The sequence below is a fragment of the Leucobacter komagatae genome, assembly GCF_006716085.1.
GTDB lineage: Bacteria > Actinomycetota > Actinomycetes > Actinomycetales > Microbacteriaceae > Leucobacter > Leucobacter komagatae.
Window position 1 is genome coordinate 303,258 of record NZ_VFON01000002.1, and the last position, 25,246, is coordinate 328,503.

Consider the following 25,246-nt stretch of genomic DNA (forward strand, 5'->3'; position numbering starts at 1 on the left):
AACTCGTTCCCCGCGATATGAAGTGTTGTACCTCACACCATATCGAGTGCGCGGGGTGAGCCACGAGTCGCGCCGCGCCGCAGCGCAGCGCGGCGGGCCTCAGACGTTCTCGTCGACCGGCATGCCGTCCTCGCCGAACTCGACGCCGTCCCGCTCAAGCCGCTCGCGGGCCGCATGGTGCACGACACCGCGCTTCGGGGGCTTCGGTTCGAGCATTGACAGCAGCGTGGCGCGCGCGGTATTCGGGTGCTCGGCGACAGCGATCCGAACGCTCCAGAACCGATCCTTCGCGAACCGCGCGAGCACCGCCTCGCTCGCGTCGGGGTTCAGCGCCGCGGCGTTTCGGATCGACTGATTGGGGTCAGTGTAGAACGGTTCAAACTCGGCGTCGGTGTGCGCACCGAGCGCGAGGGTGTAGCGCCGGTCCTCATCCGCCCGTTCTTCGGGCGTCTTCTTTCTTCCCACTACGAAACCTCTCCTCGTTGACCTGTGAGTGGCGCGGCGGCCCCGACCGCTCGAAGCCTGCGCCGCTGCAGAAGCTGCAACCCGAGGCTGCACAGCACGGCGAATGCTGCGGCGACGAGCACCGCCTCGATCCGGTAGATGCCGAGCACCCACACTGGCAGCTCCGAGCTTGTGCTGAGCAGGATCCCAGGCGTGAGGAACAGCACGAACTGCCGGTACTTCCCGGCCTGAATATATGCCACGCTTGCGACGAGGCACAGCACGGCTACGACGACCGGGATGGGCGCGGGCAGTAGCGCGAACAGCACCGTGGCGGCGACGCCGGCGAGGGATCCCGCCACGCGGTCGGCCGCCCGCGCGAACTGCGCGTCGAAGCTCACTGCGAGAATCACGCAGAACGACAGCATCATCCAGCCCGCGTAGTCGAAGCCCGTGACCTCGGCGAACAGCACGATGAGCACGGCACCGACGGCCGTCGCGACGCCGTAGTCGAGGCGGTCGCGCACGCTCGCAGCGTGGTCTGCCTCGCGCGTCTTGATGGGCGCGAACGCGGCGGCCGCGAGCACGAGCCCGGTGCCGAGCACCGTCCCGAGCAGCACCTGCCACAGCTCGCCGCCGCCCTCCCCCACCGCGGCGAAGGCGAGGAGGTTGACGGGCGAGCGGGTGAGGATCGCGATCTCGCCGAGCTTCAGCAGGCCCTGTACGAGCGACACCGCGACCACGGCTGCGAGCGTCGCCCACAGGCCGAGCGGCCCGACGAAGAAACCGAGCATCGCAACGGCGAACGCCCACGCCGCTGCGATGAGGCGTGAGCTCCAGCTCGGGACCCGGGCGATGCCGAGCAACAGCAGCATCGTCAGGAAGCCAGCGTGCGTCGTGTTCGGGCCGATCCACACCCGGCTCGCGCCGAGCACCAGCACGGCCGCTGCAACCGCGGCGACCGCGAACAGCACGGATCGCCACGGCAGGGCGAAGCTCCGCCAGAACCCGTCTTGTCTTGCGCTCACGCTCGCCCCTGCTTGCCCATCGCTCAGCCCGACGTCTTCCCGGGCATCCCTCACATCGTATTGAATTTGTGGGCCCGGGCCCAGCGCTCGCGTGTGAGCCTGAAACGTCGAAACACCGCTTGACCGTGGGTCACCGAGCCATCAGGTTCGAAGCCGTACCTCGAGACTGCCTTTGCGGGGTTTCTCGTGAGGGGTAGTGCGATCGTCACTGTTTCAATACCGAGGGAGCAGAACCCCTCGTCGAGCGCTGCGATGGTCACGCGGGCACCGTAGCCCCAATACGCGGGGAAGAGCACGAGGGCAAAGTCCGCTGAGTCAGCCTCGGCTTCGAATCCGCCCCATCCCGCGAACACACCGCCAATGAGTACCGCCCACGGACCGTACCCATGCTCCTCCCACTGCCGGTCCTTCCCCAGGACCCAAGCAGCGGTTTCCGCAGCAGAAAAGTCCCGCGCCAGGGGCATATGTCGCCCGTTGCGGGGCTCGTTCAGAAGCGCACGAATATCCGAGATAGGGATCGCAGGAAGTCGGGCGAACGCGACGTCCACTGGCGAAGTCCCCTCAGATGGGGTGCCCGAGATAGAAGTCACAGCAGCGATCTAGATCGAAACGCGTCGCAACGTTAGACGTTAAAGCGCCATTCGCAGACGTCGCCGTCCTGCATGACGTATTCCTTGCCCTCCATGCGGGCCTTGCCCTTCGCGCGAGCTTCAGCGACCGAGCCGGTCTCGACGAGGTCTTCGAACGAGATGATCTCGCCCTTGATGAAGCCCTTCTCGAAGTCGCCGTGGATGACGCCGGCGGCCTGCGGCGCCGTCGCACCCTTCGGAATCGTCCAGGCGCGAGCCTCCTTCGGCCCCGCCGTGAGGTAGGTCTGCAGGCCGAGGGTCTCGAAGCCGATGCGGGCGAGCTGGTCGAGCCCGCTCTCCTCCTGGCCGATCGAGGCGAGCAGCTCAGCCGCGTCTTCCTCGTCGAGTTCGATGAGCTCGCTCTCGAGCTTCGCGTCGAGGAAGATCGCCTTCGCGGGCGCCACGAGGTCTGCAAGCTCGGCGAGCTTCGCCTTGTCCTGCAGCACGCCCTCGTCGACGTTGAAGACGTAGAGGAAGGGCTTCGCGGTGAGCAGCCCGAGTTCGCGGATCGGCTCGAGATCCACACCCGCGAGCGACAGCGGCGTGCCGTCGTTCAGTGCGGCGAGTGCGGCCTTCGCAGCGTCGACGACCGACGCGTCGATCTTCTTGCCCTTGAGCTCCTTCTCGTAGCGCGGCAGCGCCTTGTCGAGGGTCTGCATGTCGGCGAGGATCAGCTCGGTGTTGATCGTCTCCATGTCGCTCGCCGGGTTCACGTCGCCGTCGACGTGGATCACGTCGGGGTCGGAGAAGCCGCGCACGACCTGTGCGATGGCGTCAGACTCACGAATGTTCGCGAGGAACTGGTTGCCGAGCCCCTCGCCCTCGCTCGCGCCACGGACGATGCCCGCGATGTCAACGAAGCTGACGGGGGCGGGCAGGATCCGCTCGCTGCCGAAGATCTCCGCGAGCTTGTTCAGCCGGGGGTCGGGCAGGTTGACGACGCCAACGTTGGGCTCGATCGTCGCGAACGGGTAGTTCGCTGCGAGAGCATCGTTGTGCGTGAGAGCGTTGAACAGGGTCGACTTGCCGACGTTCGGGAGACCGACGATTCCAATAGTTAGAGCCACGGGGGTCAAGTCTACCCGGCAAGTCGCGTGCGCGCGCCCGCGATCCCACTTACATTGCGGGCGGCCACGCGCCGAGGATCACGGCCATCACAACGACGGTCACGAGTTCGTGGGCGATGTTCAGCATCGTGAGCTTCACCGGTCGCCCCTCGAACGCGTCGTGGGTCACGAATCTCGCGGCCGTGAATCCCGCCCAGAGCAGCAGTCCGGTAATGAGGGCCGACGAGAGGAACGATCCGCCGTAGAAGGCGTGCGCGATCCAAATCGCCCCCGCGAATACCCACGCGGTGATGAAGCTCACGATGACCGTCGTGATGATTGGCCCGACGGCATCTTTCGCATTGCCACTCGGGGTGACGTTCGCGAGCCGCATCCAGATCGTGCCGAAGACCTTCGGCGTGTACCAGACTGAGCCGACCACCATTGTCGACGCGGTCGCGATGAGCACCGCCCAGTAGTTAATCTCAGGGATCATGGCGAACTCCATTCGCGCTATGGTCGGGGCCTGTGCGGCCCCGGTGGGGAGAATATTGTCACACGGTGAGGATCAGAAGCGGAACCCTCACCCGCCGCGACTGTCAGACCCGTGTGGGAGGATCAAAGGGTGCCAGTTGACTTCACCGCGATCGATTTCGAGACCGCAAACGGGAACCCCGCCTCCGCATGCTCGGTTGGGCTCGCGCGAGTGCGAGACGGTGTCGTCGTAGACCGCGCGTACTGGCTCATCAAGCCGCCGGCGAGCCACCCGCAGTTCCAGTCGTTCAACGTGAAGATCCACAACATCACGCCCGACATGGTCGTCGACGCTCCGACCTGGGGCGAGCAGTTCGACGATCTCCTGTCGTTCATTGGCGACGACGTCGCGGTCGCCCACAACGCCTCGTTCGACATGGGCGTGATCAGAGCAGCGTGCGCCGACGCCGTGCTCCCCACCCCGCGCCTCAAATACCTCTGCAGCGTGCAGGTCTCGCGCAAGACCTATGACATCCCGTCGCACCGGCTCCCGCTCGCGGCAGCCGCCGCTGGTTACGGCGAGTTTGCGCACCACGAAGCCCTCGCCGACGCAGAGGCGTGCGCCTCCATCATTATTGACTCGGCGAGGCGACACGAGGCCACGGACGTGCCTTCGCTTGCCAAGATCGCCGGCGTGAAGCTGCACCAGCTCAAGGCGATCCCGCTCAAGCTGTAACTGCTACGGAGCAGCAGCGGCCTCGCCTGCCTGGGACGGCCAGCACGCCCTACGTATCGCCGAACACTCGCCGCAGGAGTCCGGTCAGCCCACGGTTGCGTCGCTCCGCGGCCTCCTCCGCCAACACTTCGGCTCGCATCGCGTCTTCGAGTATGTACTTCGCCGCAGCCGTTTGCCCTTCAAACGCTTCAAGCGCTTCTGAAAGCTCACCGACGACGAGCATGTCGATGTGTATTCCGGTGAGCTCACCGTTCTGATCCTTCGTCGCCAGAATCGGGTACTGCAGTTCACGCGCGATGACCAGGATGAGGCGGTCGTCGTTCTTCGTCTCGGGAAGCGCAGCGTTGAGGGTGCCGCGCGGCCGCGCCTCGTCGCTGTCCATCCGCTCAAACATCCCACCAGCCGGCGTATCGAAGACGGTGCTGTACCAGGTGTCGGGTGCGCCCGGCATCCCCTCGGGCAACGCGGCAGCATCGGCGAGCGCGAGACAAGACACCTGCGACATCGTGATGCCGTGAAGCCCGGCGATACCCGCGACCCCGCCCGCCGGCTCGGAGCGCCACCGCACAGTCTCCGGTTCGACCAGTGCGGGCTCGACAGAGACGGGCTTGTTCTCCGAGAGCAGCACACTCACATAGGCGAACCGGCTCTCCCTGATGTCGTAGTACTCGTCGACTTCTGCGCTGGTGACCTCAACCCGATATTCCCCGGGCGGCACGTTCACCACGACGGGATTGCCCAAACTACTCGTTTCTCCAATCGCGAGCCGTCCAGAGGAGAGCTTGAGCCAACCGATGTCGTGCACGACGAACGAGGCGGGTTCACCGTCGGGTAGTGAGTGGCTACCAGTGCGTCCCGCGAGAAATCGTTGAATTTCCATGGCTTGAGTGTAGCGAGCACGGCCTCTCGAGAATGTCAGAGGCACATGAAACGATGAACTCATGACAGTTTCGCCAGTGGTTCTCACCGTGCTCGCACTCGCCGCTATCGGCGTTGCCGGCGCGGCCGGGTACTTCGCCGCAATATACCGTGCCCGTCATTGGCGTGAGCAGCTCGCGGTCGCTGAGACGCGGGTGCAGGGCCTCAACGAGCGGCTGCGCGACGCGCACGCGAACACGGAACGCCGCATCGAACTGGATCGCGAGGAGCAGCGCGTGCTGCAACACCTCATGCCGCTGCGAGACTCACTCGGCAAACTCGAGCGCACCGTCGTCGGCATCGAGCAGCAGCGCGCCGTGCAACACGGCGAGCTCGCCGAACAGCTCAGGCAGGCCGCGCGCGCCGAAGAGAAGCTGCGCGGCACCGCCGAGGGCCTCGCGTCTGCCCTGCGCTCAAACAACACGCGCGGGCTCTGGGGCGAGACGCAGCTGCGCCGCATCATCGAGGCCTCGGGCATGCTCGAGCACGTCGACTTCGAGGTGCAGCAGCACATCAAGACCGAACGCGGGGCGTTGCGGCCCGACATGGTGGTGAAGCTTCCCGGCGGCAAGTCGATCGCTATCGACGCAAAGGTGCCGTTCGACGCGTACCTCGAAGCACAGCACCTCGGCGCAGAGCGCGGTGGTGATGCTGCGGAGCGGGCGGCGCGGCAGGAGACCCTCCTCGCCAGGCACGCCCGCGCGCTGCGCGATCACGTGATTGAGCTCAGCGGTCGCGACTACGCGTCAGCCCTCGGCGACTCCCCCGAGTTTGTCATCGCGTTCGTGCCGAGTGAGTCGCTCTTGTCGGCCGCGCTCGACACCGACCCCGTGCTGCTCGAGTTCGCGTTCGAGCGCCGGGTCGCGCTCGCATCACCCGTCAGCCTCTGGGCGATTCTGAAGTCCGTCGCGTTCAGCTGGCGGCAGGAGTCGCTCACGAGCGAGGCGCGCACACTCTTCGAGCTCGGTCGCGAGCTGCACAAGCGGCTCGGCGTGAGCGCGACCCACCTCGACAAGCTCGGGCGCACGCTCTCGCGCGGGGTGCAGGGGTACAACGCGTACGTCGGCTCGCTCGAACGTCAGGTACTCCCGACTGCCCGCAAGATCAGTGCACTCAATGGCGCCGCGATCGACGAGCCCGTGCAGCTTGAGGACGCGGTGCGGCCGCTGACGGCACCCGAACTCGCGTCGACGCTTGACCAGCCCGCGGACTCAGAACAGGGGCCCGCGCCGGAGCCGAAACGCGACGCCCCGAGCGAGCGGAGCGACTCGAGCGAAGCTGAACAGCCCACGCTCTGGGGCGGCGGCCGGTAGATCACATACCCATGCAGGTCGCACGCTCACGAGCGCCCGTGCCCAGCAAAAGCCCGCCTGCGCGCCCGCATGCCCCCAAGACTTTGTCTTCGGATTGACGTAGTTCAGCCACCCCAACTACGTCAATTCGTAGAGCAAGTTGGCGTAGAGAAAGTTGCTGCAGAGAAAGCTGCGGGGCCCGGAGCGCTACCGCGCTGCGTTCTTCAGGGCGAGCTTCGCGGCGCGCTTCTTCGAGTCCTTCGCGCCGAGCAGCAGGGCGGCCCCGAGGATTCCGAAGGCCGGCCGGTAGTAGCGCCGGTCGAGCTCCTCGAACCGCTTGCCCGGCTCATCAAGCCCGAGCACTTTGAGCGCCGCGGCGCCCCCAAACGCTGCACGCGCGATGAGCGCGAGACCCGCGACGCGGCGCACCCCGACGATGAGCTTGCCCTCGCCAAGGCCGCCGGCGGCAACAGCCCCACCCGCGAAGGCGATGCCAGAGACCACCATCGTTGCCTGCGCATCAGGCTGCTGCTTGCCGTTACCGACAACAGCCTCGCCGAGGCGCTTGTGGTTGCGCTCGGGCCACGACGAGCCCGAGGCCCACACTGCGTGGACCGCTCCTGCCGCGGTCAGCCCAGTCCACGCCACGAGACGTGCCGTTCGTGTAATGAAACCCATGTGGAACTCCTCGCTGTGTGAACTTCAGGTGGTTATCGCTGCGCCGCGGCCACCGCCGGGATTACTCCCAGCGGTTCGGGTCCATATCGCTGATGATGTGGCGGATGGTGCCCGAGTGTGACCGCATGACGATGCTTTCCGCGCGCACGAACGGCCCGCGGCGCTGCACGCCCTCGACGAACTCGGCGTCGGTGATGCCGGTTGCGACGAAGTAGCAGTTGTCGCTCGCGACGAGGTCGTTCGCCTCGAGCACGCGGTCGAGATCGTGGCCAGCGTCGATCGCCTTCTGGCGCTCGTCGTCATCCTTCGGCCACAGCCGGCCCTGGATCACGCCACCGAGTGCCTTCACCGCGCACGCGGTGATGATGCCCTCGGGGGTGCCGCCGATGCCGACGCAGAGGTCGATGCTCGAGTCCCAGCGGGCAGCGTTCACGCCGCCGGCGACGTCGCCGTCCATGATGAGGCGCGTGCCGGCGCCTGCTTCGCGAATGTCGGTGATGAGCTGATCGTGGCGCGGGCGGTCAAGCACTGCGACGCGGATGTCGGAGACGTCGACGCCCTTGACCTTCGCGAGCGCGCGAATGTTCTCGCCGATGGGCTTGCGAATGTCGACGACGCCGACACCCTCGGGGCCCGCGACGAGCTTGTCCATGTAGAAGACCGCCGACGGGTCGTACATGCTGCCGCGATCAGCCACGGCGATGACCGAGAGCGCACCGGGGCGGCCCTCAGCGGTCAGGCGGGTGCCATCGATCGGGTCAACTGCGACGTCGCACTCCGCGCCGTGCCCGTTACCGACGACCTCGCCGTTGTACAGCCACGGGGCGTCGTCCTTCTCGCCCTCACCGATCACGACGGTGCCGTTCATGTTCACGGTCGCGAGGAATCGACGCATCGCGTCGACCGCTGCGCCGTCGGCCGCGTTCTTATCACCGCGGCCAATCCACGGGGTGGAGCGCATCGCTGCGGCCTCAGTCGCGCGGACGAGCTCCATCGCGAGGTTCCGGTCGGGCTGCCATTCGTCGAGCGAAAGAGGATCAGTCATACACATAAGACTACCGCGTAGACTGGAGGTCGCAGTGCGGCCCGGTGGCGATCCTCGTGACACGGCTTCCGCGCCGCCAAGACTCATCGTGTGTTGCCCTCCCCTGGTAGGCAACCGCCAGAAGCCAAGGAGCACATATGCCCGTCGCAACTCCGGAACAGTACGCCGCGATGCTTGATGCCGCAAAGACAGGCGGATTCGCCTTCCCCGCGGTCAACGTCTCGAGCTCGCAGACCATCAACTCGGCTATCCAGGGTTTCGCGGAGGCGGGCTCCGACGGCATTCTGCAGGTGAGCTTCGGCGGTGCCGACTACCTCGCAGGGCACACGGTGCAGAACCGCGCGGGCGGTGCGATCGCATTCGCGAAGTACGCCGAAGAGGTTGCGAAGGCGTACGACGTGACAGTTGCGCTGCACACCGACCACTGCCCGAAGCAGCACCTCGAGAGCTTCGTGCTGCCGCTCGTTGCCGCAAGCGAAGAGCGGGTGAAGGAGGGCGGCCTGCCATACTTCCAGTCGCACATGTGGGACGGCTCGGCGGTTCCGCTCGCTGAGAACCTTGAGATCGCCAAGGAGCTGCTCCCCCGCCTCGCGGCGATCAACGTCATCCTCGAGGTCGAGATCGGCATCGTCGGTGGCGAGGAAGACGGCATCAGCCACGAGATCAACGACAGCCTCTACAGCACGCTTGAGGATGGCATCGCGACGGTTGAGGCGCTCGGCCTCGGCGACCGCGGCCGCTACCTCACCGCGCTCACCTTCGGCAACGTGCACGGCGTCTACAAGCCGGGCGGCGTACGCCTCCGCCCGGAGCTGCTCGCCGAGATTCAGGACGGCCTGCAGGCGAAGTACGGCACCGGCAAGAACCCTCTCGACCTCGTCTTCCACGGCGGCTCGGGCTCGTCGGCAGAAGAAATCGCAGAAGCGGTGCGCAACGGCGTCATCAAGATGAACATCGACACTGACACGCAGTACGCGTTCACGCGCCCCGTCGTCGACTACATGTTCAAGAACTACGACGGTCTGCTGAAAATCGACGGCGAGGTCGGCAACAAGAAGACCTACGACCCCCGCGCATGGGGCAAGGCGGCAGAGAACGGCATGGCCGCTCGCATCGCCCTCGCCGCCGAGCAGCTGGGCTCGGCAGGCAAGTCGGTGAGCGCATAGTGTCAGGCACCCCCGAAGAGTCGGGCGAGCACGGCCAGCAGGCTCCCGTAGCACCCCAGGAATCGCAGGTAGCACCCCAGGAGCCGCAGGCAGCCCCAGCGCCGCAAGCGCCTGAGACCTCTCAGGCTCCCGCGGCGCCCCCGACACCACCGGCGCCGCCCGCCCGCGACACGCGGCCGAAGCCCGAGTTCGGCGAGTACGCGCCCGAGGGTTGGGAGTGGAAGCCTGAGGGCGCCGAGCAGGCTGCTGGTTCAGCTGCCGCTGCCACCCGCCAGCCTGTGGTCGGCCAGGCCGGAGGCCAGGGTTCGACTACCCCGCCAACTGTGCAGGGTGTGCCGCACAACCTCGGCGCCGGCATCGCACGACCGTCGCGGCAGGCGCCCGCGCAAGCCCCCGCCCAGACCCAGGGCGGCGCCGGGGCCCCGTACCGCGGCCCCTCACAGAGCCAGGCTCCGGGGCAGCAGCCCGGGCCGCAGCAGGCCCGCCAGTTCCAGGGCGCAGCCCCCGGCACGCCGGGTTACGTGAAACCCACGAACATGGGCGACCGGATCGTCACGATCCTGCTGCTCGTGTTTGGCGGCTTCGGCGCGCTGCAGTCGGCGTTCGTGATGATGGGCCTGAGCACCATGTTCAATGTCATGGAGGGCGCCCCGGGCATCAGCGAGATCACGCCACCGGCCTGGGCCGACCTGACGGGCAAGGCCGTCGGCCTCGCATTGCTCGTGCTCTACGGCCTCGTGCTCGTATTCTCGATCCGGCGCATGCGTGCGGGCAAGATCACCTTCTGGGCGCCGCTCGTTGCCGGCGTCGTCGCGTTCATCGTCGTCATGGCGGTCGTTGCCGCCGCAATGATGCAGACGCCAGAGCTCGTGGAGGTCTTGCGCGACCCCGATGCCTCTCGGCAGATGCTTGACTACCTCCAGGGGTTCCCCTCGAACTAGCCACCAGATTCGGCTGAGACGCCCCCGCGATCGGGTCTTCACGGACACGGCAGCGGGGGCGTTTTGCATGCCCGGAGGAGCCCAGAACGGCGCGTCGCCGGCCCGGGTTCGGCTACGCTAAGCTCATGAGTTCACCGTCGAGTTCTGAGTCAGTTCCGATGCCCGGGATACCCGCGACCGGAACCACACCGCCCGCCGCCAAACTGCCCGCGGGCACGATCGCCCGCTATGCGGCCGGATCGCTCGCGACAGGCGGGTTCGCAACCCTTCCGGGCCTCGTGCTCGTGTACTACCTCACCGATTCGCTCGGTGTCACGGCCCTCGCAGCGGGCCTCATCGTCACGCTCGCGAAGATCTGGGACGTCGTGATCGACCCGATCATCGGTGGACTCAGCGACCGATCGCTCGCCCGCACCGGCACAAGGCGCGGGCCGATGCTCATCGGGGCGATCGGGCTACCCCTCGCGTTCGTGCTGATGTTCGCCGTGCCCTCCGGCCTCGCCCCGGCGGTCTCGGCGACCTGGGTGCTCGTCGCATTCATCGCGGCGGCGACGTTCTTCAGTATGTTCCAGATCCCGTATATCGCGCTCCCCGCCGAACTCACGTCGGGGTACAAGGAGCGCACGCGGCTGCTCACGTGGCGCGTCGTCGTCCTGACGATCGCGATCCTGCTGTTCGGCGCCGGTGGCCCGGAGATTCGCGACCTGTTCCCCGACAACCAGTTGCTCGGTTACCTCATCATGGCGATCGCGGCCGCAGCTCTGCTCGGCCTGAGCCTCTGGGTCGCGTCGCAGGTCGCCCCGCAGGGCTCGCCGACGATCTCGGCGGATGCGGGCCACAGGGCGTTCTCGGCGACCCACTACCGCGAGGGGTTGCGGGCGCTGCGCGACAGCCAACCCTTCCGCGCGTTGCTCGCGACGTTCATGCTGCAGGGCCTGGCCACCGGCCTGATGCTCGCCGGCGCACAGTACGTCGCGACCTGGGTGCTGCACGACCAGGGCGCGGTCACAATCCTCTTCGCCTCGCTCATCGCGCCCGCGCTGCTCTTCGCCCCCGTATGGCGGTGGATCGCGGACCGCATTGGCAAGGTCCGCACCTTCCGAATCGCGAGCCTGCTGTTCCTCGTCGCGACCGTCGCGCTCGTCGGGATGCTGCTCTTCCCGGGGATGTGGATCCTCGCCCCCGTCGGCATCGCCGGCGCGGCATACGCCGGGATGCAGACGATGCCGATGGCGATGCTTCCCGACGTCATGAGCCACGACGCCGCGACCTCGGGCGACCCCGACGGGCGCGCCGGCGTGTTCGGTGGCGTCTGGACGGCTGGCGAGACCGCGGGCATGGCGCTCGGCTCGACAGTGCTCGCGCTCGTGCTCTGGGCCACCGGGTATGTCGAGTCGGTCGCCGCGGTCACCGTGACGCAGCCCGCGACCGCGATCTCAGGCATCGCGCTCGCGTTCAGCCTCTTCCCCGCGCTCCTCATGCTCGCGAGCCTCGCGACACTGCGCGGGTACCGGCTCACCGAGCGCGACATCGAGGGCGCGGCCGGGGCGCAGTCGTGACGGCGCGCGAGGGCGCGGCCGGGGCGCAGGGCACCGGGCCCGAGCTCACGGGGCCCTCCGCTTCCGCGATCCTCGCCGAGCTTGCGGATCTCCGATCGCGCGACGCCCCGACCCAGGGCGGCCGCGTGCTCTCCTACGTGTACGACTCGGGCGTCGCTGAGCTCGACGAACTCGCGCGCGACGCCGCGGAGCTCACGCGCCCGCTCAACGCACTGGACCCGACGACCTTCCCGTCGATCGCGGTCATGGAGCGCGAACTCATCGCGTTCATGCGGCGCGCGCTCCACGGCTCGACCTCGCGCTTTGGGGCCGGCCCCGTCGTCGGGAGCGTCACGAGCGGCGGCACGGAGAGCTGCCTACTCGCGGTCAAGACGGCGCGCGACCTCTGGCGTGCGGAGCACCCGGAGCTCGCCGCGAAGCTCGCCCGTGCGGGCAAGAAGCCCCGGCTCGTCACCGCGGCGACGGTGCACGCCGCATTTCAGAAGGCCGCCCGCATGTTCGATCTCGAGTGGGATCCCGTGGACTGCGAGCCTGACGGTTCGGTGCGGGCCGCGGGCTTCGAGGCCAAGCTTGGCGCCGACGTCGCGCTCGTGGTCGTCTCGGCCCCCGCCTACCCGAACGGCGCGATCGACCCGATCGCCGAGGTCGCCGGGCTGGCGAAGGCGTTTGAACTCTCGTGCCACGTTGACGCGTGTTTCGGGGGCCTCGCGCTCCCCTGGTGGCCGGGGCTCGCCCCGTGGGACTTCCGCGTACCCGGCGTCACGAGCATCTCAGCCGACCTGCACAAGTTTGGGTACGCGCCGAAGGGCGTCTCCGTGCTGCTGCATCGGGGCCGCAGGCGTCACCGCGCCCAGTTCTTCGCGACGACGAGCTGGCCCGGTTACCCGGTCGTGAACCCGACGCTGCTTGGGTCGAAGCCCGCTTCGCCCCTCGCCGCCGCCTGGGCAATCACGAAGCGCCTCGGCTCCGACGGCTACGCGGCGCTCACCGCGTCGTGTGTTCGCTCGGCCGAGACCATTGTGCGCGAGGCATCGATTATCCGCGGGCTCAGCGTGTGGGGTGCCCCCTCCGGCCCGTCGATCGCGCTGATGACCGACGACTCGGTGCCCGAGGACGAACGGGTCGACCCGCACCACCTGGCAGACGAGCTCGCGACCCTCGGCTTTCGCATCCAGCACCAGCCCGGGTTTACGCAGCGGAACGGGGTGCGGCTTCCGCACACCGCGCACCTGACGATCACCCCGGTCACTGAGCGGACCCTGCCCGAACTCGTCGCAGGCCTCCGCACCGCGGCCGACAGCGTGCGCGGCCGCCCGCGGGCGACTCCGCGGCTCGAAATGCTAGGCCTGCAGGCCCTCGGCTACGCGCCGAAGCGCGAGGGCGGCAGCTACCGAGTTCCCTCGCCAGACATGGCCTGGCGCATCCTCAAGATCGCGGGAGCCGGCGGATCAGGATCCTCATTGCCCGGCAAACTCGCGCCGCTTATGGCGCTCGCCGAGCACCTCCCGGCGCCCGTCGCCGAGGCTATCCTCACGGAGCTCCTCGCGCGCGTGAGCGAGCCCTAGGCTCCGGCCCCCCGCGCGAGCCGCCGGTCTTCGCGCTTCCCGAGTTGCGCACACCTATTCCGGACGCTCACTCGCTATGATGTGTTCATACTGCTGAATACGGGGCGCTCTGCGATCCTGTGTTCAGCGCAGGGAGGGACGCTCGGTGTGATCGCGAGATTCACGAGTTCATGAGAGTCTTGGGGCGGCAACAGCTTCTCAAGACTCTGATGCGAGTTTTGGGGGAAACGTTTTGGTACCGAAAAGCCATATCAGCGGCAGGTCAACGCAGTGGCATGCGGACAAGGCTCGCGCGACGCGAACCGCGGTGATCGAGGGCGCGGCAACGGTCTTCAACGAGGTCGGGTACCGCAGCGCGGTAATCTCAGCGATCTCTCGCGCCGCGAAGATCACGCCCGGTGGCATGTACCACTACTTTGACTCCAAGGAAGACATCGCGCAGGCGGTGCTCGACGAGTTCGAGGCCCGCTGGTCGGTCGTCCCCGAGCGCGCGCCAGAGGATTCGCCCCTCGGGATGCTCATCTCGATGACCCTCCGCCAGATGCAGCGCCTTCACAAAGACCGCATCGTTCGCGCGGGGTTCCGGATGACATTTGAGCCAGGCACGCTTCCCACCCCAAACACCAGCTTCGCTGAGCAGTGGCTCGCCTCGGTCGCCGCGGTCCTCGTCGACGCACGCGAGGCCGGGGAGCTCACGTCAGATGCGAACGCGGATGAGATCGCGTGGACGATCGTCTCGGGCTTCGTTGGCACCTACACCCTCGCCGAGACGATCGGCCAGCACGCGAACCTGCTCTCCCGCATGGAGGCCGTGCTCGCCGGCGCGCTGCGAGAGCACCTCGATCCCGACCACCGGGACCGCGTGCTCACCGCGCTGCGCTACTCGGTCGCCGCTATCTCAGACACCGACGCTTAGCCTCGTCCGCCCGGCGAGGCCGCGTGAATGAGCGCGACGCCGCCACCGGAGACCGCGTAGCCGCGGCCCGGGCTCATCGCCACCGGCGAGGTACGCGGGAGCTTCACGCCGAACAGCTCGCCGTCGTAGTCGGTATCGGGCTGCAACGCGACACCGCAACGCGACTTTTGCAGCGCCTTGGTCCAGTGCCCGTAGAGGCTGCGCAGGTCGGCGGCGCGGCCAGCGGCGACGACCGTGACCCGTGTAGGCGGCCCGGAGATGAGCCCCGCGAGCGCCTGCTCGCCATCGGCAACGCGCTCGGCGTCGTCGATGAGCAGGAGCACGGGCCCGGTCTCGAGCCGCAAGGCCGCGAGCAGCGCAGGGATCTCTTCGTCGCTCTCGGCCGACCTCGCAAGGACGAGGCCACCGAGCGGTGAGCGCCTATCGTAGATGCCCCACACGGCGGGCCGTTCCGGCTCGGGCAGCGCGAGCGCGGTCTCGGCGATCGCGAGCAGCAGCGACGACTTCCCGGAGCGAGCGGGCCCGGCGATCACCGCGTGCTCGCCCTCGTACAGCTCGAGCAAGGCGGGCTCCAGCGTATCCTCGCGGATGCCGACGGGGACCAGGGTGGGTTCGCCGCTGAGCCGCATGTGCGCCGCAATGCTCTGGGCCGGCACGTGATCGGGCAGCACGCCGATGACGTCAGGCTTCGGCGTCGCCGCACCCCATCGCGCGGTGGCCTCGGCGACGGCGCTCTCGAACCCGCGGTCGGGGGTCGCGATGTGCATCTGCAGCAGCGTCTCCGTGTCGACGCACCGACCGGGCACCGCCGCGGGGACTGTCTTTCCCTTTACGCCGAGGGCAGAGTAGTCGTACGCGTCGGCGAGGCGGTAGACCCACCGCTGCGTCGTCACCTCGTCGATCGCTGAAGGCACGGCCTTCGAGCGCGTGGTCGACACTGCGAAGTGCATGCCGACGGCCGGCCCGTCGGCGTAGATGCGGTAGAAGTCGTCGAGCAGCTCCTGCCCCTCGTAGTCTTGGAATTCGTCGCGAAGGGCGGCGAGGCCGTCGATGAGCACGACCGCGCGGCGCCCGGCCGCGTGCGACTCCCTGCGCCGGTTGAACTCGGTCTTCAGGTGCCGCAGGAAGCGCACCTGGCGCTCACTCGCCCCGGTCCCGGCGCCAACGTAGGCCACCGAGTGCGGCAGTCCGTCGACGGCGGCGAGGCCGCGCGACCCCATGTCGAGCGTCAGAATGTCGAGGTCTGCCGGGTCGGTCGAGCTCGCGAGCGCGAGGGCGATACTCGCGAGGGTCGTGGTGGTGCCGCTTCCCGGGATCCCCATGAGCAGGAGGTTCCCCTCGGCCATATTCCAGCCCCGCGGGGTCTGCCGTTGCTGGTCGGGCTCGTCAGCAAGGGCGACAACAACGGTGTCTGCAACGACGCCGCCAACTTCGGGGACGGGGCGCGCCATCGGGTCGGCAGGAGACTCGGTCAGAGCGGTCGCAAACCCAGCAAGCGAGACGCGCTCGCCCAGCGCCTCTGGCCAGACCTGACGCGGCGGCGCAAACCCGGCCTGCTCGTTCGCCGCGACGACGGCGTCGATGAGCAGGTCAAGGTCGTTCGCGTCGCTCGACTTCGACGGAGCAGGCGCCGTCCGCGGCGTGAGTGCCCCGAACAGACCGACATCCTGCAGCTGCACCCGCTCCGCGATCGCCTCTTGGGCGCGGCCGGTGACGAGCGCCGTCTGCACGGGGGTGATGTCGTCTTGGCCGAGCTTCACGTAGGCGCGCCCCATCTGGGCGCGGCCAATGCTCGCCGCTGACGGCACCCCGATCACATTCGCAGAATCCTCGCGGCTCTGCACCCGCAGGGCGACGCGCAGGTTCGTGTTCGCGAGGATGTCGTCATTGACGACGCCGGCCGGGCGCTGCGTGGCGAGGATCATGTGGACCCCGAGCGTACGCCCGACGGCGCCCACGCTCACGAGCGAGGCGAGCACGTCTGGGAAGTCTTTCGCGAGCATTGCGAACTCGTCGATGACGAGCAGTAGCCGGGGCAGCGGCTCTGCCGGGTTCGTCGCGAGATACGCGGGGAGGTTGTCGACGTCCTCGCCAGCCTCGGCGAAGAGGCGCTGCCGCCGCTCCATCTCGGCCTCCAGCGCACGCAGCGCCCTGTCGGCGAGCTGCTCGTCGAGGTTGCTGATCGTTCCGATGGTGTGCGGGAGCCGCTCACATGCTTTGAACGCCGCCCCGCCCTTGAAGTCGATGAGGATGAAGTTCAGCTCAGTCGGATCGTTCCTGGCGGCGAGCCCGGCAACGAAGGAGCGGAGGAACTCGGATTTGCCGGATCCGGTGGTGCCGCCGACGAGGCCGTGCGGGCCGTCCTTCACGATGTCGAGGCTCAGCGGGCCGTTCTCGCCGAGCCCGATGGGAGTTGAGAGGCCGGGCGAAGTCGCCCACAGCTCACGAACGGTTTGGGCGTTCAGCGTCTCGACGTCGAGCAGGTCTGGGAGCCGCACGAGCGGAGGCAGGGAGGCCCCCGGCACAATGAGCTCGGGGTCTTCGAACCGCGCGAGGTTTCGCGCAGTCTCCGCGGCCTGCTCCTCGCTCAGCCCTGCAAGGATGACGTCGTCAACCTGAGTGAGCTCTTCGGGGTGGTGGACGGTCGCAGCGGCGTCGGCGGCGACGTCAACCACGACGGTGCAGGCCGCGGGAAGCTGATCGGCCGTCGCCGCAATGACGATGCCGCTGACCAATCGGGCGCGCTCCCCCACCCGCTCAACGCTTCCGGGAGTCTTTCGTCCGTAGCCGAGCATCTCGCGCGCGGGCGACTCGCGCCCCTCCGTGAGCACCTCGGAGTCGAGCACCGTGAGCATCGTGGGCGTCGGTAACCCTTCAATGTTTTCCTGGAGCGTGCGCAGCATCGACGTGCTCGTCTCGCGCTGGTTCGACATCCAGCGCGCGCCGGCAGAAGCGCCTGCCTGCCTGGTGTGCGGGAGCCATGAGGCCCAATCCCAGTCGTGCTCTCGGCCGCCGTCGCAAAAGACGCCAATGGTGAGGTCGGCCGGGCCGCAGTGAGTCGCCGCCTGAGTGACGAGGCTTCGGGCGAGCGCAAGCGCGCCGTCTCGGTCGCCCACAATGCCGATGACGCCTGCGTTGTTCAGGTCTGCGAGCACGGGGGCCGCCGACATTCGCGTGGACTCAAGCGTGGTCTTGACTCGCTCGTCGAGCCGAGACGAGGCACGGGTGTCGAGCGCGGGCTTCCAAAGCACATCGCCAACGCCGACGTGCAGGCTCAGGAAGTCGTGGGCGCCGGGGCGGCGCTGCCACATGAGCGTCGACGGGAGGGCGGGCCTGCGGATAACGGCTGCGGGGTCGGGGATCGTGTCTTGGCGCCTCGCGCTCTCCTCCGCCGCCGCCTGCGTGGCCTCCTCCGCGAAGACGGTGAGCGCCTCCGCAAACCGTTCCTCTTCTTCCTGCAGGTTCTTCTTGCGTCGGCGCTTCTGCTCGAAGTACATGCCCACGGCCATGACCGGGCTGAGCATCGCGAACATCGCGAACCTCATGTCACCGAGCACGATGACAAGCACGACCGCCATGATGAGCGGCGCCACAACGGTGATGACGTTGAACTTGCTCGCCGGCGGCACCTCTTTTGGCGCCGGTGGCTCGATCGGTTCGGGCGCCTGCGGCCGGCCGGGCCGGGGCGGGCGGTTGAACGGCGCGGTCGCGGCCGGCGTGAGGTTGTGCAGTGAGCCGGGAGCCGGAGCGATCGGCTCCGAGAGCGACGGTCGAATGTTGAGCGCGGCGCCACCCACAACGACAGTGCGCACGGACGTGATGAGCACCCCATCCTCATCAACGCGAGTCCCGTCAACGTAGGTTCCGTTCGTGGAGCCCGAGTCGCGCAGCCGCACCCCGTCGTCTTCAAGTTCAACGGTGCAGTGTTCCCAGGATGCGGACTCGGTGGGGAGCACGATGTCGGCCTGCGGCGAGCGCCCGACAACGAGCTTCCGCCGCTCAGGGACGGGCACGGCCGGGCGGGTCTCGGTCCCGGCGCCGACCGCGACGTTCCACCCCGAGATCACTCCGACCGGCGCGCCCTGGTCGCGCGTCAGCACCGACCCCTCGAGAAACGTCAGCTCGTCCATCAGAGTGTCTGGTGCGACGGCCTGCCCATCGAGCATGATCGGGTCTGGCCCGATCGCGGTCAGACCCGTGCTTTCGAGAAACTCTGCGAGCGTCGCCTGCTGCTGCCATGCCACGAGGTCGACAACCTCGCGTGCTCCGTCAAGATCAATCAGAATACGCACCTCTGAGTGCTCCCTTTCGTCCGGGGAAGTGAGGCGGTGCGACGCAGCGTCCCCGCGTCACACCGTGCTGTTTACTGGGCGGCTGGCTCGGTGAACCAGACCAGCACGTCGGTGCTCTTCTCCGACTCCGGCCTGAGGCCGAGCTGTTGCCCGGTTGCGTAGAGTTCGACGGCCTTGGCTGAGACCACTTGCGGGCTCGCGAAGTCCATCTCGGGGCCGGTAATCGAGTCGCCGGCGACAAGGCTGAGCCCCGCCAACGCCGCGCTCACCCGCGCGGGTTCGGTGCTGCCAGCGTCAGCGGCCGCTCGCGCGAGCGCGAGGACGGCATCGTGTGCTCGGCCGTCGGCCGCGCCACTCACCTCAGCGAACGAGGCGTCCTCGGTAAGGTTCATGGTCTTGCCGTCTGCGCTGAGCAGGCGGATCGCCGCAAGGAACGCTGACGATGAACGGCCGCGCCCGTCGTTTCCGAGCGCCACCGCGTCGTCCCAGTCGTACCCGATCGTGCGGAGCGTCGGCGAGACCGATGCCCCGTTCAGAGCGAGCATGGCTTCGAAGTTCGGGCTCGTCGCTGCCGGGGTGAGGAGGATCGGCACGGTGACGTTTCGAGACTGCAGCTCCTGCGTGATGTTGGCCTGCAGCAGCGCGGGGCCGCTCAGCACGATAGCGTCGACGCGCTTCTGCGGGGCGGGCTTCGCCTCCTCAGCCCCATCTTCCTCGTCGTCGGTGCCGCCCGCGTAACCGCCGTGGGCGAGGGGGTCGCTGCCGGTCATCTCTGCGGCCTGCATGGCAAGCCCTTCGGGCCCCGAGCCGCTCCGGTAGACGAGCTCGTCGGCAATCTTCACCCCCTCGGGGAGCCCGCGGCCAGCGTTCACGTGGAGTGGGCGCTCGTAGCTCGCGAGCACGCGTGCGAACTGCTCTTCGAGGTCGGCGCTCTCGGGCGCAAGCGTCCACACCCCCTTCGAGGACTCTGGCACCTGCTCGAAGGGCAGCACGACGGCGAGGCCGTGCTCCGAGGCGACGTCGATACCCGCCTCAATGTGGCTCCCACTACTCGCGTAGACGACGCCGACAACGCCCTGCTCAACGAGCGCCGTCATCGCCTCCGCGGAGCCGTTCGCCGTGCCCTTGTCGTTCTCCACGACAAGCTCGATCTCGCTCCCTCCAAGGGCGAGCCGCTCACGTGCGACGACCGCCCCATCGGCAGCCTGGGCCCAGTCTGAGGCCTCGGCGCTGCCGGAGCCCGTCGTGACGATGACGCCGACCTTGGTCTGCGCGGGAACGTCAACACCCCGGATCGGCACGGGCACGGTCACCGCCACCGGGTCTTGCTCCACCGTGCGGTTCCCCCGGATCACGCCGAATACCACGGCCGCGGCGACCGCGAGCACCACGACGACGCAGATGGCGACGATGAGGCCGCGGCGCGAGCGCCACGAGAAGCGCTTGGCTTCGCCCGCGTCGTCTGACATCTCAGTGAGGTCTTCCGCTGTCGTGCCCCGGCTCACTTCGTGCCTCCGCCGATGTGGAATGCGTAGATGGTCTGCGAGCTCGCGCCGCCTGGAACGTCGAGGTGGAAGGCCGGGAGCGTCGCCGCGGACTCGAGCGCCGCCTCAAACTGGGCCTGCCGCAGCATGATCGCTGCGATGTCTTCCGCTCGCACGTTGGCGAAACCGGAGGCCTGCTGCGACGCGAGGGCGAGCTGGAAGTCGGCCGTGCTCGACTTCGCCGCGGACGCCGACATCGCACCCAGAATTCCGGAGCCGCGCACTGCGGGGTCACCGAGGTCGAGGATGACCCTGTTCAGGCTGTCTGAGAGCATCTTCGACGCCGCTTCGACGTCGCGCGTCGAGGCAGCCGTTGAGCCGTCGATCCGTTCGAGGGCCTGCCCGGTGCGCTCATCGAGCGCAGCCACAGTTTTGGCGTACCCGCTGTCGAGCGCGGACTTCTGCGCGTCGATGTGCGTCTTGGCGTCGCGCAACATCGTGTCGGAGGTCGAGCGCAGCCCGTCGACAGTCTCGGTATACGAGTCCTCGATCGCATCACGCCCGCGCCCGACGCGCTCCGTGATCGTTCGCACCTGCTGGTCCACGTCGGCCGAGACCGCCTGCTCTGCATTGCTGGCCACGGTGTCAAATGCGTTCTCGATGTCTGCGCCGAGGCCCAGTTCCCGTGTCGCGAGGTCGGTGAGGGCTGTGCTAAGAGCGGTGTTGTGGCCGAGCGCCGTGTCATTGAGCGCCCGAAGCTCGGCAATGGTCTTCTGGGCAGCGCTCGTGCCCCCGCTGGTCTGACTCTGTTCCAAGGCCACTCGCTTCTGCAGCTCAGCGAGCGTGGCCTTCAGCTCGGAGAGCGCCGACTGCGGCTTCGTCGGATCGGTCAACGTGGCCACCTTCTCCCAAAGCACGCGCTGCGCGTCGAGCCGCGACTCGAGCGTGCCGCCGACGGGCGTGGAGGCCTGCGGCGTCACACCGTCACACTGGGTGCCGACGAGCTCGCCGCGGAGCATCTCGAGCTGCGCCTGATCGATGACGTTGGAGCCATCGTTAAGGTCACACACTCGGCCGGCGAGGGTCTGGGGAAGCGAGCCCAACGCCCCCGGCGTTTTCTGCAGGTCAGCGAGCGCGGCCTGCGCGGCCGTGTGGGCGTCATCAAGCGGATTCGCCGACGCCACGGCGTTCGCCAGAAGCGTTGACAGAGCGCTCCACGTGGCCCCATCGCCTACTTCATTTTCGAGCTTCCCGAGCAGCGTGTCCAGCTGCGTGAGGTCAGCGGCGAGCGCCCCGTGCGCGGCCTGAGCGTTGAGAAGGGCGGGCGTGCTGAGGTTCGCAACAATGGTGTCGCCTTGCTGCACGAGGTCTGCCATCGAGGTGAGCACGTGTTGCTTCGCCCCGAACAGCGAGCAAGTCATCGACGTGTCGGTCTCGGCGGCGCAGACGGCCGCGTCAGGGGCATCCGGGCCGAGGGTGGCGGTAATCTCGGCGAGGATTTCACCCTTGCACTGTTCCGTCGCGTCAGCGTAGCCGTTGAGCTGGCCCGCGAGCTGGAGGAACGTGGAGTAGAGGGAGCCGCTGCCAGTACCCGGCTCGACCTTCGCCACGCAGCCGTTCCCGGTGACGAGACGCGGCGGGGTGCCACGGGTATCACCGAGCAGGCCGTTCATCGAGCCGACGATCTGCGTGAGCTGCGAGTCCATCGCCGAGTGCGTGCTCGTCACGGTGCTACCGAGGTCCTTCTGCAGGCTGCCGAGCTGCGCCCCCAGCGTCTGCATCTCGGCACCCAGCGCTTCGGTGCTGTCGGCGAGGCGCTTCGCTGCCCGCACGCCCAGCGTCTTCGAGGTCTCCCCCAGGTCTTTCCGCACCTCGGTAATCGTGCCGCCAGCGCGGCTGAGCACACCGTTGACCTCGGTCACCAGGCTGATGGCGCGCTGCTGCATACCAAGTTCGGACGTTCCGCTCGCGTCGAGCGCCGAGACGACGGTGCCCTCGAACGACAGGTCGGTGTGCAGCCCGGCCTGCACCGCGATATCGATCGCGGGGACGGTGAAATCTGTGACGTCTGCGGCGAGCGTGAACGCCGTCGTCGCGCGCGACTGCGGCGGCGCGAGCACCGTCGCCCACTGCACGACGGTCTCGCCCGTCTCGTTCACGCTCACGACGCCGCTCGTTGAGGCTTCGCCATCGCCAAACGTCAGGTTCTCTGGGGCGACGTCAGCGAGCGCGGTCGAGGCGGCGATGCTGAGCGGCGTGCCGACGAGCGCCGGCGAGGTTCGCGACTGACCTGCCGCGTCGTACTGCAGCTCCATCGGCGCGACCGTCAGGTTTTCGAGCTCGACACGGATCTCGACGCGACCGTCGTACCCGTCGAGGTCGGCGAGGTCCTGGCCGACGCCCTCGTCGGTCCGGTAGCTCGTCGAGACGCGCACCGGGAGGTCAGCGACAACGTCGCGGGTCTCGTACACGATGGTTTCGCTGCGTGAGAGCCCGGTCGTCTCGTCAAGAAACACCGCTGAGCTGTCAACCCCGGAGATCGCCCCGTTGCCGCCAACCTTCACCGCGACCGACTGCAGCACCCGAGTCGTGTCTTCAGACCCACCACCGAGAGCTGAGCACCCGGTGGTGGCGATAATCGCCGCGGCGGTCACAACGGATAGCGCCCGCGCGACACGGCGGGGTTTGGGCGGGGACGGGTACATCGGCGGGCTCCTCTTTCGTTGCTGTACACAACCAAGCGGTTATGAACCGGCCCCCCGCCCCTGGTTCAGAAACCGCAAATAGTTACTCGGCACATTCTACGCACAAAACCAAACGAACATACGAACCTTACACAGGGCGGCGCGACTCATTCCCTTGTCGTGATGCTCAGCGGTGCGCTTTCGAGATTCGTGAAGTTGCCGACGACCGCCCTGATCCTGCACTCCGAGGTCGGGGCGAGCGTTGTCACCGCTAGTCCATCCGACGACACGGCGACCGCACCAGAGCAGCTGTCTGAGAAGCGAACCCCTGCTTCGCCCCCAGCCACCTCGGCGAGCATGCGGGTCGTGGCCCCCGTCGATGGACTCTGATACAGCGGGTTCACTTCATCCACGCCGCCGGGCCAGATCGGGAGCAGGGTGATCGGCAGGGCCGACTGCCCGACCGTGCGAGCCGGCACGACCACCGACACATCGACGAGCCGCTGCACCGGGTAGGCGGTAGACCGCGACTCGGGGTCAAGTAGCGCTGCCTGGGTCTCGGTCGACACGAGCTCAAGCCACTCGCGCAGCCCTGCTTCGTCCGCAACCTCGAGCGGAAGCGACCCCTGGACGGTGACGCGCCCGTCGGCGGGAATCTCGACCCCGTCGAGCCGCCACCCACACTTCGCATCGAGCCCCGTCGCGGCCTGGTGCTTCGCGGCGCTCGCTCCCTCCCACACCACCGGAGGGCAGGCGGCGCCGTCCCCGGCCGCGGGAACGACCTCCAGGAACGAGCCCGACAGCGGCGCCTTCTGCGCGGAGTAGGTCACCTCAAGCGAGACCCGCCGCTCGTCGGGGTCGTAGGTGGCCGAGCGCGCAACCGAGAGCCCCGTGGGCAGCTGCTGGTCTTGCTGCGATACCTCAAGCGCCTCGTCGGCAACCGGCGCGGCCTCTTCTTTGCCGCCGCCAAACACCCACATCATGCCGCCGACGAGCACCCCCAGCGAGACCACCCCGACGGCGCCGAGCAGCACGTTCTTCCGGTTGAGCCAGGCGGGCCGAGACTTCCCGCCCTCATCCAGGCCTGCCTCCGGCTCCCGCACCGGCGCCTGTAGGCGCGGCATCGGCCGCACGGTGGTCTGCTGCCCAGCGTCTCCGAGCTCGGGGGCATCCTCGCTCAGCACCCGCGCGTAGAGGTCAGGGCCACCGACCTCGCTGGGCTGTAGCAGGTCGCTCCGCAGCATCGTCGCCGGCCGCTCGATCTCTTCAAACTCCGCTGGCGCGGCCGCTCGCTCAAGTGGCGCTGTCGATTCGAAACGCTTGGCGAGCCGCGCGGCCTCGGCCGCGGCCTCGACTGCCCCCGGCCGCTCCCCCGGATCCTTCGCGAGCAGGCGCGCCACCCAGTCCGCGAGCGGGGCCGGCAGATCGAGCCGGGGCGGCTGCGACGTCACGTGGCGGTACGCGATCGTGAAGTCGGTTCCGGGCCCGGCAAACGGCGTCCGCCCCGCGAGCAGCTCGTAGAGCATCACCCCGGTCGAGTACACGTCGGCCGCGGGCGTCGTGCGGCCGTGGCTGATGAGTTCGGGCGCCATGTACTGCGGGGTGCCGAGAATGCCGGTGGTCTGCCGATTCCGCTCGCTCACAACGGCGGCGATGCCGAAGTCGGCCACGCGAACGGTGCCGTCGGAGGGCCCCGTCCACTGCTCCGTGAGCAACACGTTGTCGGGCTTAATGTCGCGGTGCGTCACCGACCGGCCGTGCGCCTCACCGAGCGCGCGGAACACCTGCGCGACAAGCGTCAACGCCTCGCTCGGCTTCAGCGTCTGCCTCTCTTCGAGCAGCTCCCTGAGCGAACCACCGGGGATGAGGTCCATGACGATGGCGATGGTCTCACCCTCAACGACAAGATCGCGCACCGCCACGATGTTGGGATGGCGCAGCCCGATCAGCACCGAACGCTCGCGAATGAAGCGCTCGACGAGCGCCGGGTCGCTCGCGTGCTCGGCTTTCAGGATCTTGGCCGCGACCTGCTCACCGCCGCCAGCAGTCTCGGCCAGCCAGACATCACCGGCTGCGCCGGATCCCAACAGCTCGACAAGTCGGTACGACGCACCTAGCGCGGCTCCGGGCTTCAAGGTTGCCATCTGTTCTCAGTCTCCCAACCGGGTCATTCGCTCAACACTCGCGCAGCACCAGAGGGGCGCGCGGCACCCCTGGCCCAGGTGCGCTGCGGGTCTCAGCGTACAACCTTCTAGGCCCCACCCGCGCGCAAGTCCGAGTTGTCATATTCGAAACTTACCCCCAAAAGATTGAGCGTTTGTTTTAAATATTCGCGACTTTCGCGTAGCG

Annotated in this window: 19 protein-coding genes; 7 read left to right on the top strand and 12 right to left on the bottom strand. The window is 68.0% G+C overall.

The genetic code is table 11. The features are described 5' to 3' along the window. Nucleotides 1–99: 99 nt before the first annotated feature. From FB468_RS16300 to FB468_RS16320, 5 genes are read right to left on the bottom strand one after another with little or no spacing between them, the layout of a single operon-like run. Nucleotides 100–465, bottom strand: coding sequence for a hypothetical protein (locus tag FB468_RS16300; RefSeq protein ID WP_141888850.1), 366 nt, complete (start codon nt 463–465; stop codon nt 100–102). Continuing rightward, the gene (locus tag FB468_RS16305; protein ID WP_141888851.1) at nt 465–1,472 is read right to left on the bottom strand and encodes an FUSC family protein; all 1,008 of its coding nucleotides are present in this window, start codon (nt 1,470–1,472) and stop codon (nt 465–467) included. The genes FB468_RS16300 and FB468_RS16305 overlap by 1 nt, the downstream gene beginning before the upstream one ends. 50 nt (nt 1,473–1,522) lie before the next feature. Beyond that, nucleotides 1,523–2,062 carry a GNAT family N-acetyltransferase gene (locus FB468_RS16310; RefSeq protein WP_342777263.1) on the bottom strand — a complete coding sequence of 180 codons (540 nt, stop codon included), beginning with the start codon at nt 2,060–2,062 and terminating at the stop codon, nt 1,523–1,525. A 32-nt stretch (nt 2,063–2,094) separates the two neighbouring features. Next, complete coding sequence (gene ychF, locus FB468_RS16315) at nt 2,095–3,168, bottom strand: redox-regulated ATPase YchF (protein WP_141888853.1); 1,074 nt, start codon at nt 3,166–3,168, stop codon at nt 2,095–2,097. A gap of 49 nt (nt 3,169–3,217) precedes the next feature. Beyond that, a complete protein-coding gene (locus FB468_RS16320) occupies nt 3,218–3,643 on the bottom strand; it encodes a DUF1761 domain-containing protein (protein WP_141888854.1) in 426 nt (141 codons plus the stop codon). Nucleotides 3,644–3,772: 129 nt separating this feature from the next. Between FB468_RS16320 and FB468_RS16325 the strand changes: the two genes are divergently transcribed. Continuing rightward, nucleotides 3,773–4,357 carry a 3'-5' exonuclease gene (locus FB468_RS16325; RefSeq protein WP_141888855.1) on the top strand — a complete coding sequence of 195 codons (585 nt, stop codon included), beginning with the start codon at nt 3,773–3,775 and terminating at the stop codon, nt 4,355–4,357. 49 nt (nt 4,358–4,406) lie between these two features. Here FB468_RS16325 and FB468_RS16330 read toward each other — a convergent pair whose 3' ends face one another. Beyond that, nucleotides 4,407–5,237: a DUF4241 domain-containing protein gene (locus FB468_RS16330; RefSeq protein ID WP_170219800.1), complete on the bottom strand. Its 831-nt coding sequence runs from the start codon at nt 5,235–5,237 to the stop codon at nt 4,407–4,409. Nucleotides 5,238–5,298: 61 nt separating this feature from the next. Here FB468_RS16330 and FB468_RS16335 point away from each other — a divergent pair, with 61 nt between their 5' ends. Beyond that, a complete protein-coding gene (locus FB468_RS16335; protein ID WP_141888857.1) occupies nt 5,299–6,588 on the top strand; it encodes a DNA recombination protein RmuC in 1,290 nt (429 codons plus the stop codon). A 186-nt stretch (nt 6,589–6,774) separates the two neighbouring features. On the opposite strand, the gene FB468_RS16340 is transcribed toward FB468_RS16335, so the two are convergent. Next, nucleotides 6,775–7,245: a DUF3995 domain-containing protein gene (locus FB468_RS16340; protein WP_141888858.1), complete on the bottom strand. Its 471-nt coding sequence runs from the start codon at nt 7,243–7,245 to the stop codon at nt 6,775–6,777. A 61-nt stretch (nt 7,246–7,306) separates the two neighbouring features. Continuing rightward, nucleotides 7,307–8,290, bottom strand: a complete 984-nt coding sequence (gene glpX, locus FB468_RS16345; RefSeq protein ID WP_141888859.1) for a class II fructose-bisphosphatase — start codon at nt 8,288–8,290, stop codon at nt 7,307–7,309. A gap of 137 nt (nt 8,291–8,427) precedes the next feature. On the opposite strand from glpX, the gene fbaA reads away from it, so the two are divergent. The 5 genes from fbaA to FB468_RS16370 all read left to right on the top strand — a co-directional run bounded on the left by fbaA (nt 8,428) and on the right by FB468_RS16370 (nt 14,437). Beyond that, on the top strand, nt 8,428–9,456 hold the full coding sequence (fbaA, locus tag FB468_RS16350) for a class II fructose-bisphosphate aldolase (RefSeq protein WP_141888860.1): 1,029 nt from the start codon (nt 8,428–8,430) through the stop codon (nt 9,454–9,456). Continuing rightward, nucleotides 9,456–10,397 carry a DUF6264 family protein gene (locus tag FB468_RS16355; protein WP_141888861.1) on the top strand — a complete coding sequence of 314 codons (942 nt, stop codon included), beginning with the start codon at nt 9,456–9,458 and terminating at the stop codon, nt 10,395–10,397. Before fbaA ends, FB468_RS16355 begins: the two co-directional genes overlap by 1 nt. Before the next feature lie 125 nt (nt 10,398–10,522). After that, nucleotides 10,523–11,956: an MFS transporter gene (locus tag FB468_RS16360; RefSeq protein WP_425460827.1), complete on the top strand. Its 1,434-nt coding sequence runs from the start codon at nt 10,523–10,525 to the stop codon at nt 11,954–11,956. Then, a complete protein-coding gene (locus tag FB468_RS16365) occupies nt 11,953–13,521 on the top strand; it encodes a pyridoxal phosphate-dependent decarboxylase family protein (protein ID WP_211359203.1) in 1,569 nt (522 codons plus the stop codon). Before FB468_RS16360 ends, FB468_RS16365 begins: the two co-directional genes overlap by 4 nt. A 307-nt stretch (nt 13,522–13,828) precedes the next feature. Continuing rightward, nucleotides 13,829–14,437, top strand: a complete 609-nt coding sequence (locus FB468_RS16370) for a TetR/AcrR family transcriptional regulator (protein ID WP_170219801.1) — start codon at nt 13,829–13,831, stop codon at nt 14,435–14,437. Here the strand turns inward: FB468_RS16370 and FB468_RS16375 are convergent. From FB468_RS16375 to FB468_RS16390, 4 genes are all read right to left on the bottom strand, one after another. Continuing rightward, nucleotides 14,434–18,729, bottom strand: coding sequence for a type VII secretion EssC family protein (locus FB468_RS16375; RefSeq protein WP_141888863.1), 4,296 nt, complete (start codon nt 18,727–18,729; stop codon nt 14,434–14,436). The two genes, FB468_RS16370 and FB468_RS16375, sit on opposite strands and share 4 nt — an antisense overlap. A gap of 71 nt (nt 18,730–18,800) precedes the next feature. Next, nucleotides 18,801–20,234 (bottom strand): ABC transporter substrate-binding protein, encoded by a 1,434-nt coding sequence (locus tag FB468_RS16380; protein WP_141888864.1) that lies wholly within the window; start codon nt 20,232–20,234, stop codon nt 18,801–18,803. Next, nucleotides 20,231–22,918: a hypothetical protein gene (locus tag FB468_RS16385; RefSeq protein WP_141888865.1), complete on the bottom strand. Its 2,688-nt coding sequence runs from the start codon at nt 22,916–22,918 to the stop codon at nt 20,231–20,233. Before FB468_RS16385 ends, FB468_RS16380 begins: the two co-directional genes overlap by 4 nt. 146 nt (nt 22,919–23,064) lie before the next feature. Then, on the bottom strand, nt 23,065–25,041 hold the full coding sequence (locus FB468_RS16390) for a serine/threonine-protein kinase (RefSeq protein WP_141888866.1): 1,977 nt from the start codon (nt 25,039–25,041) through the stop codon (nt 23,065–23,067). Between the last annotated feature and the right edge of the window lie 205 nt (nt 25,042–25,246).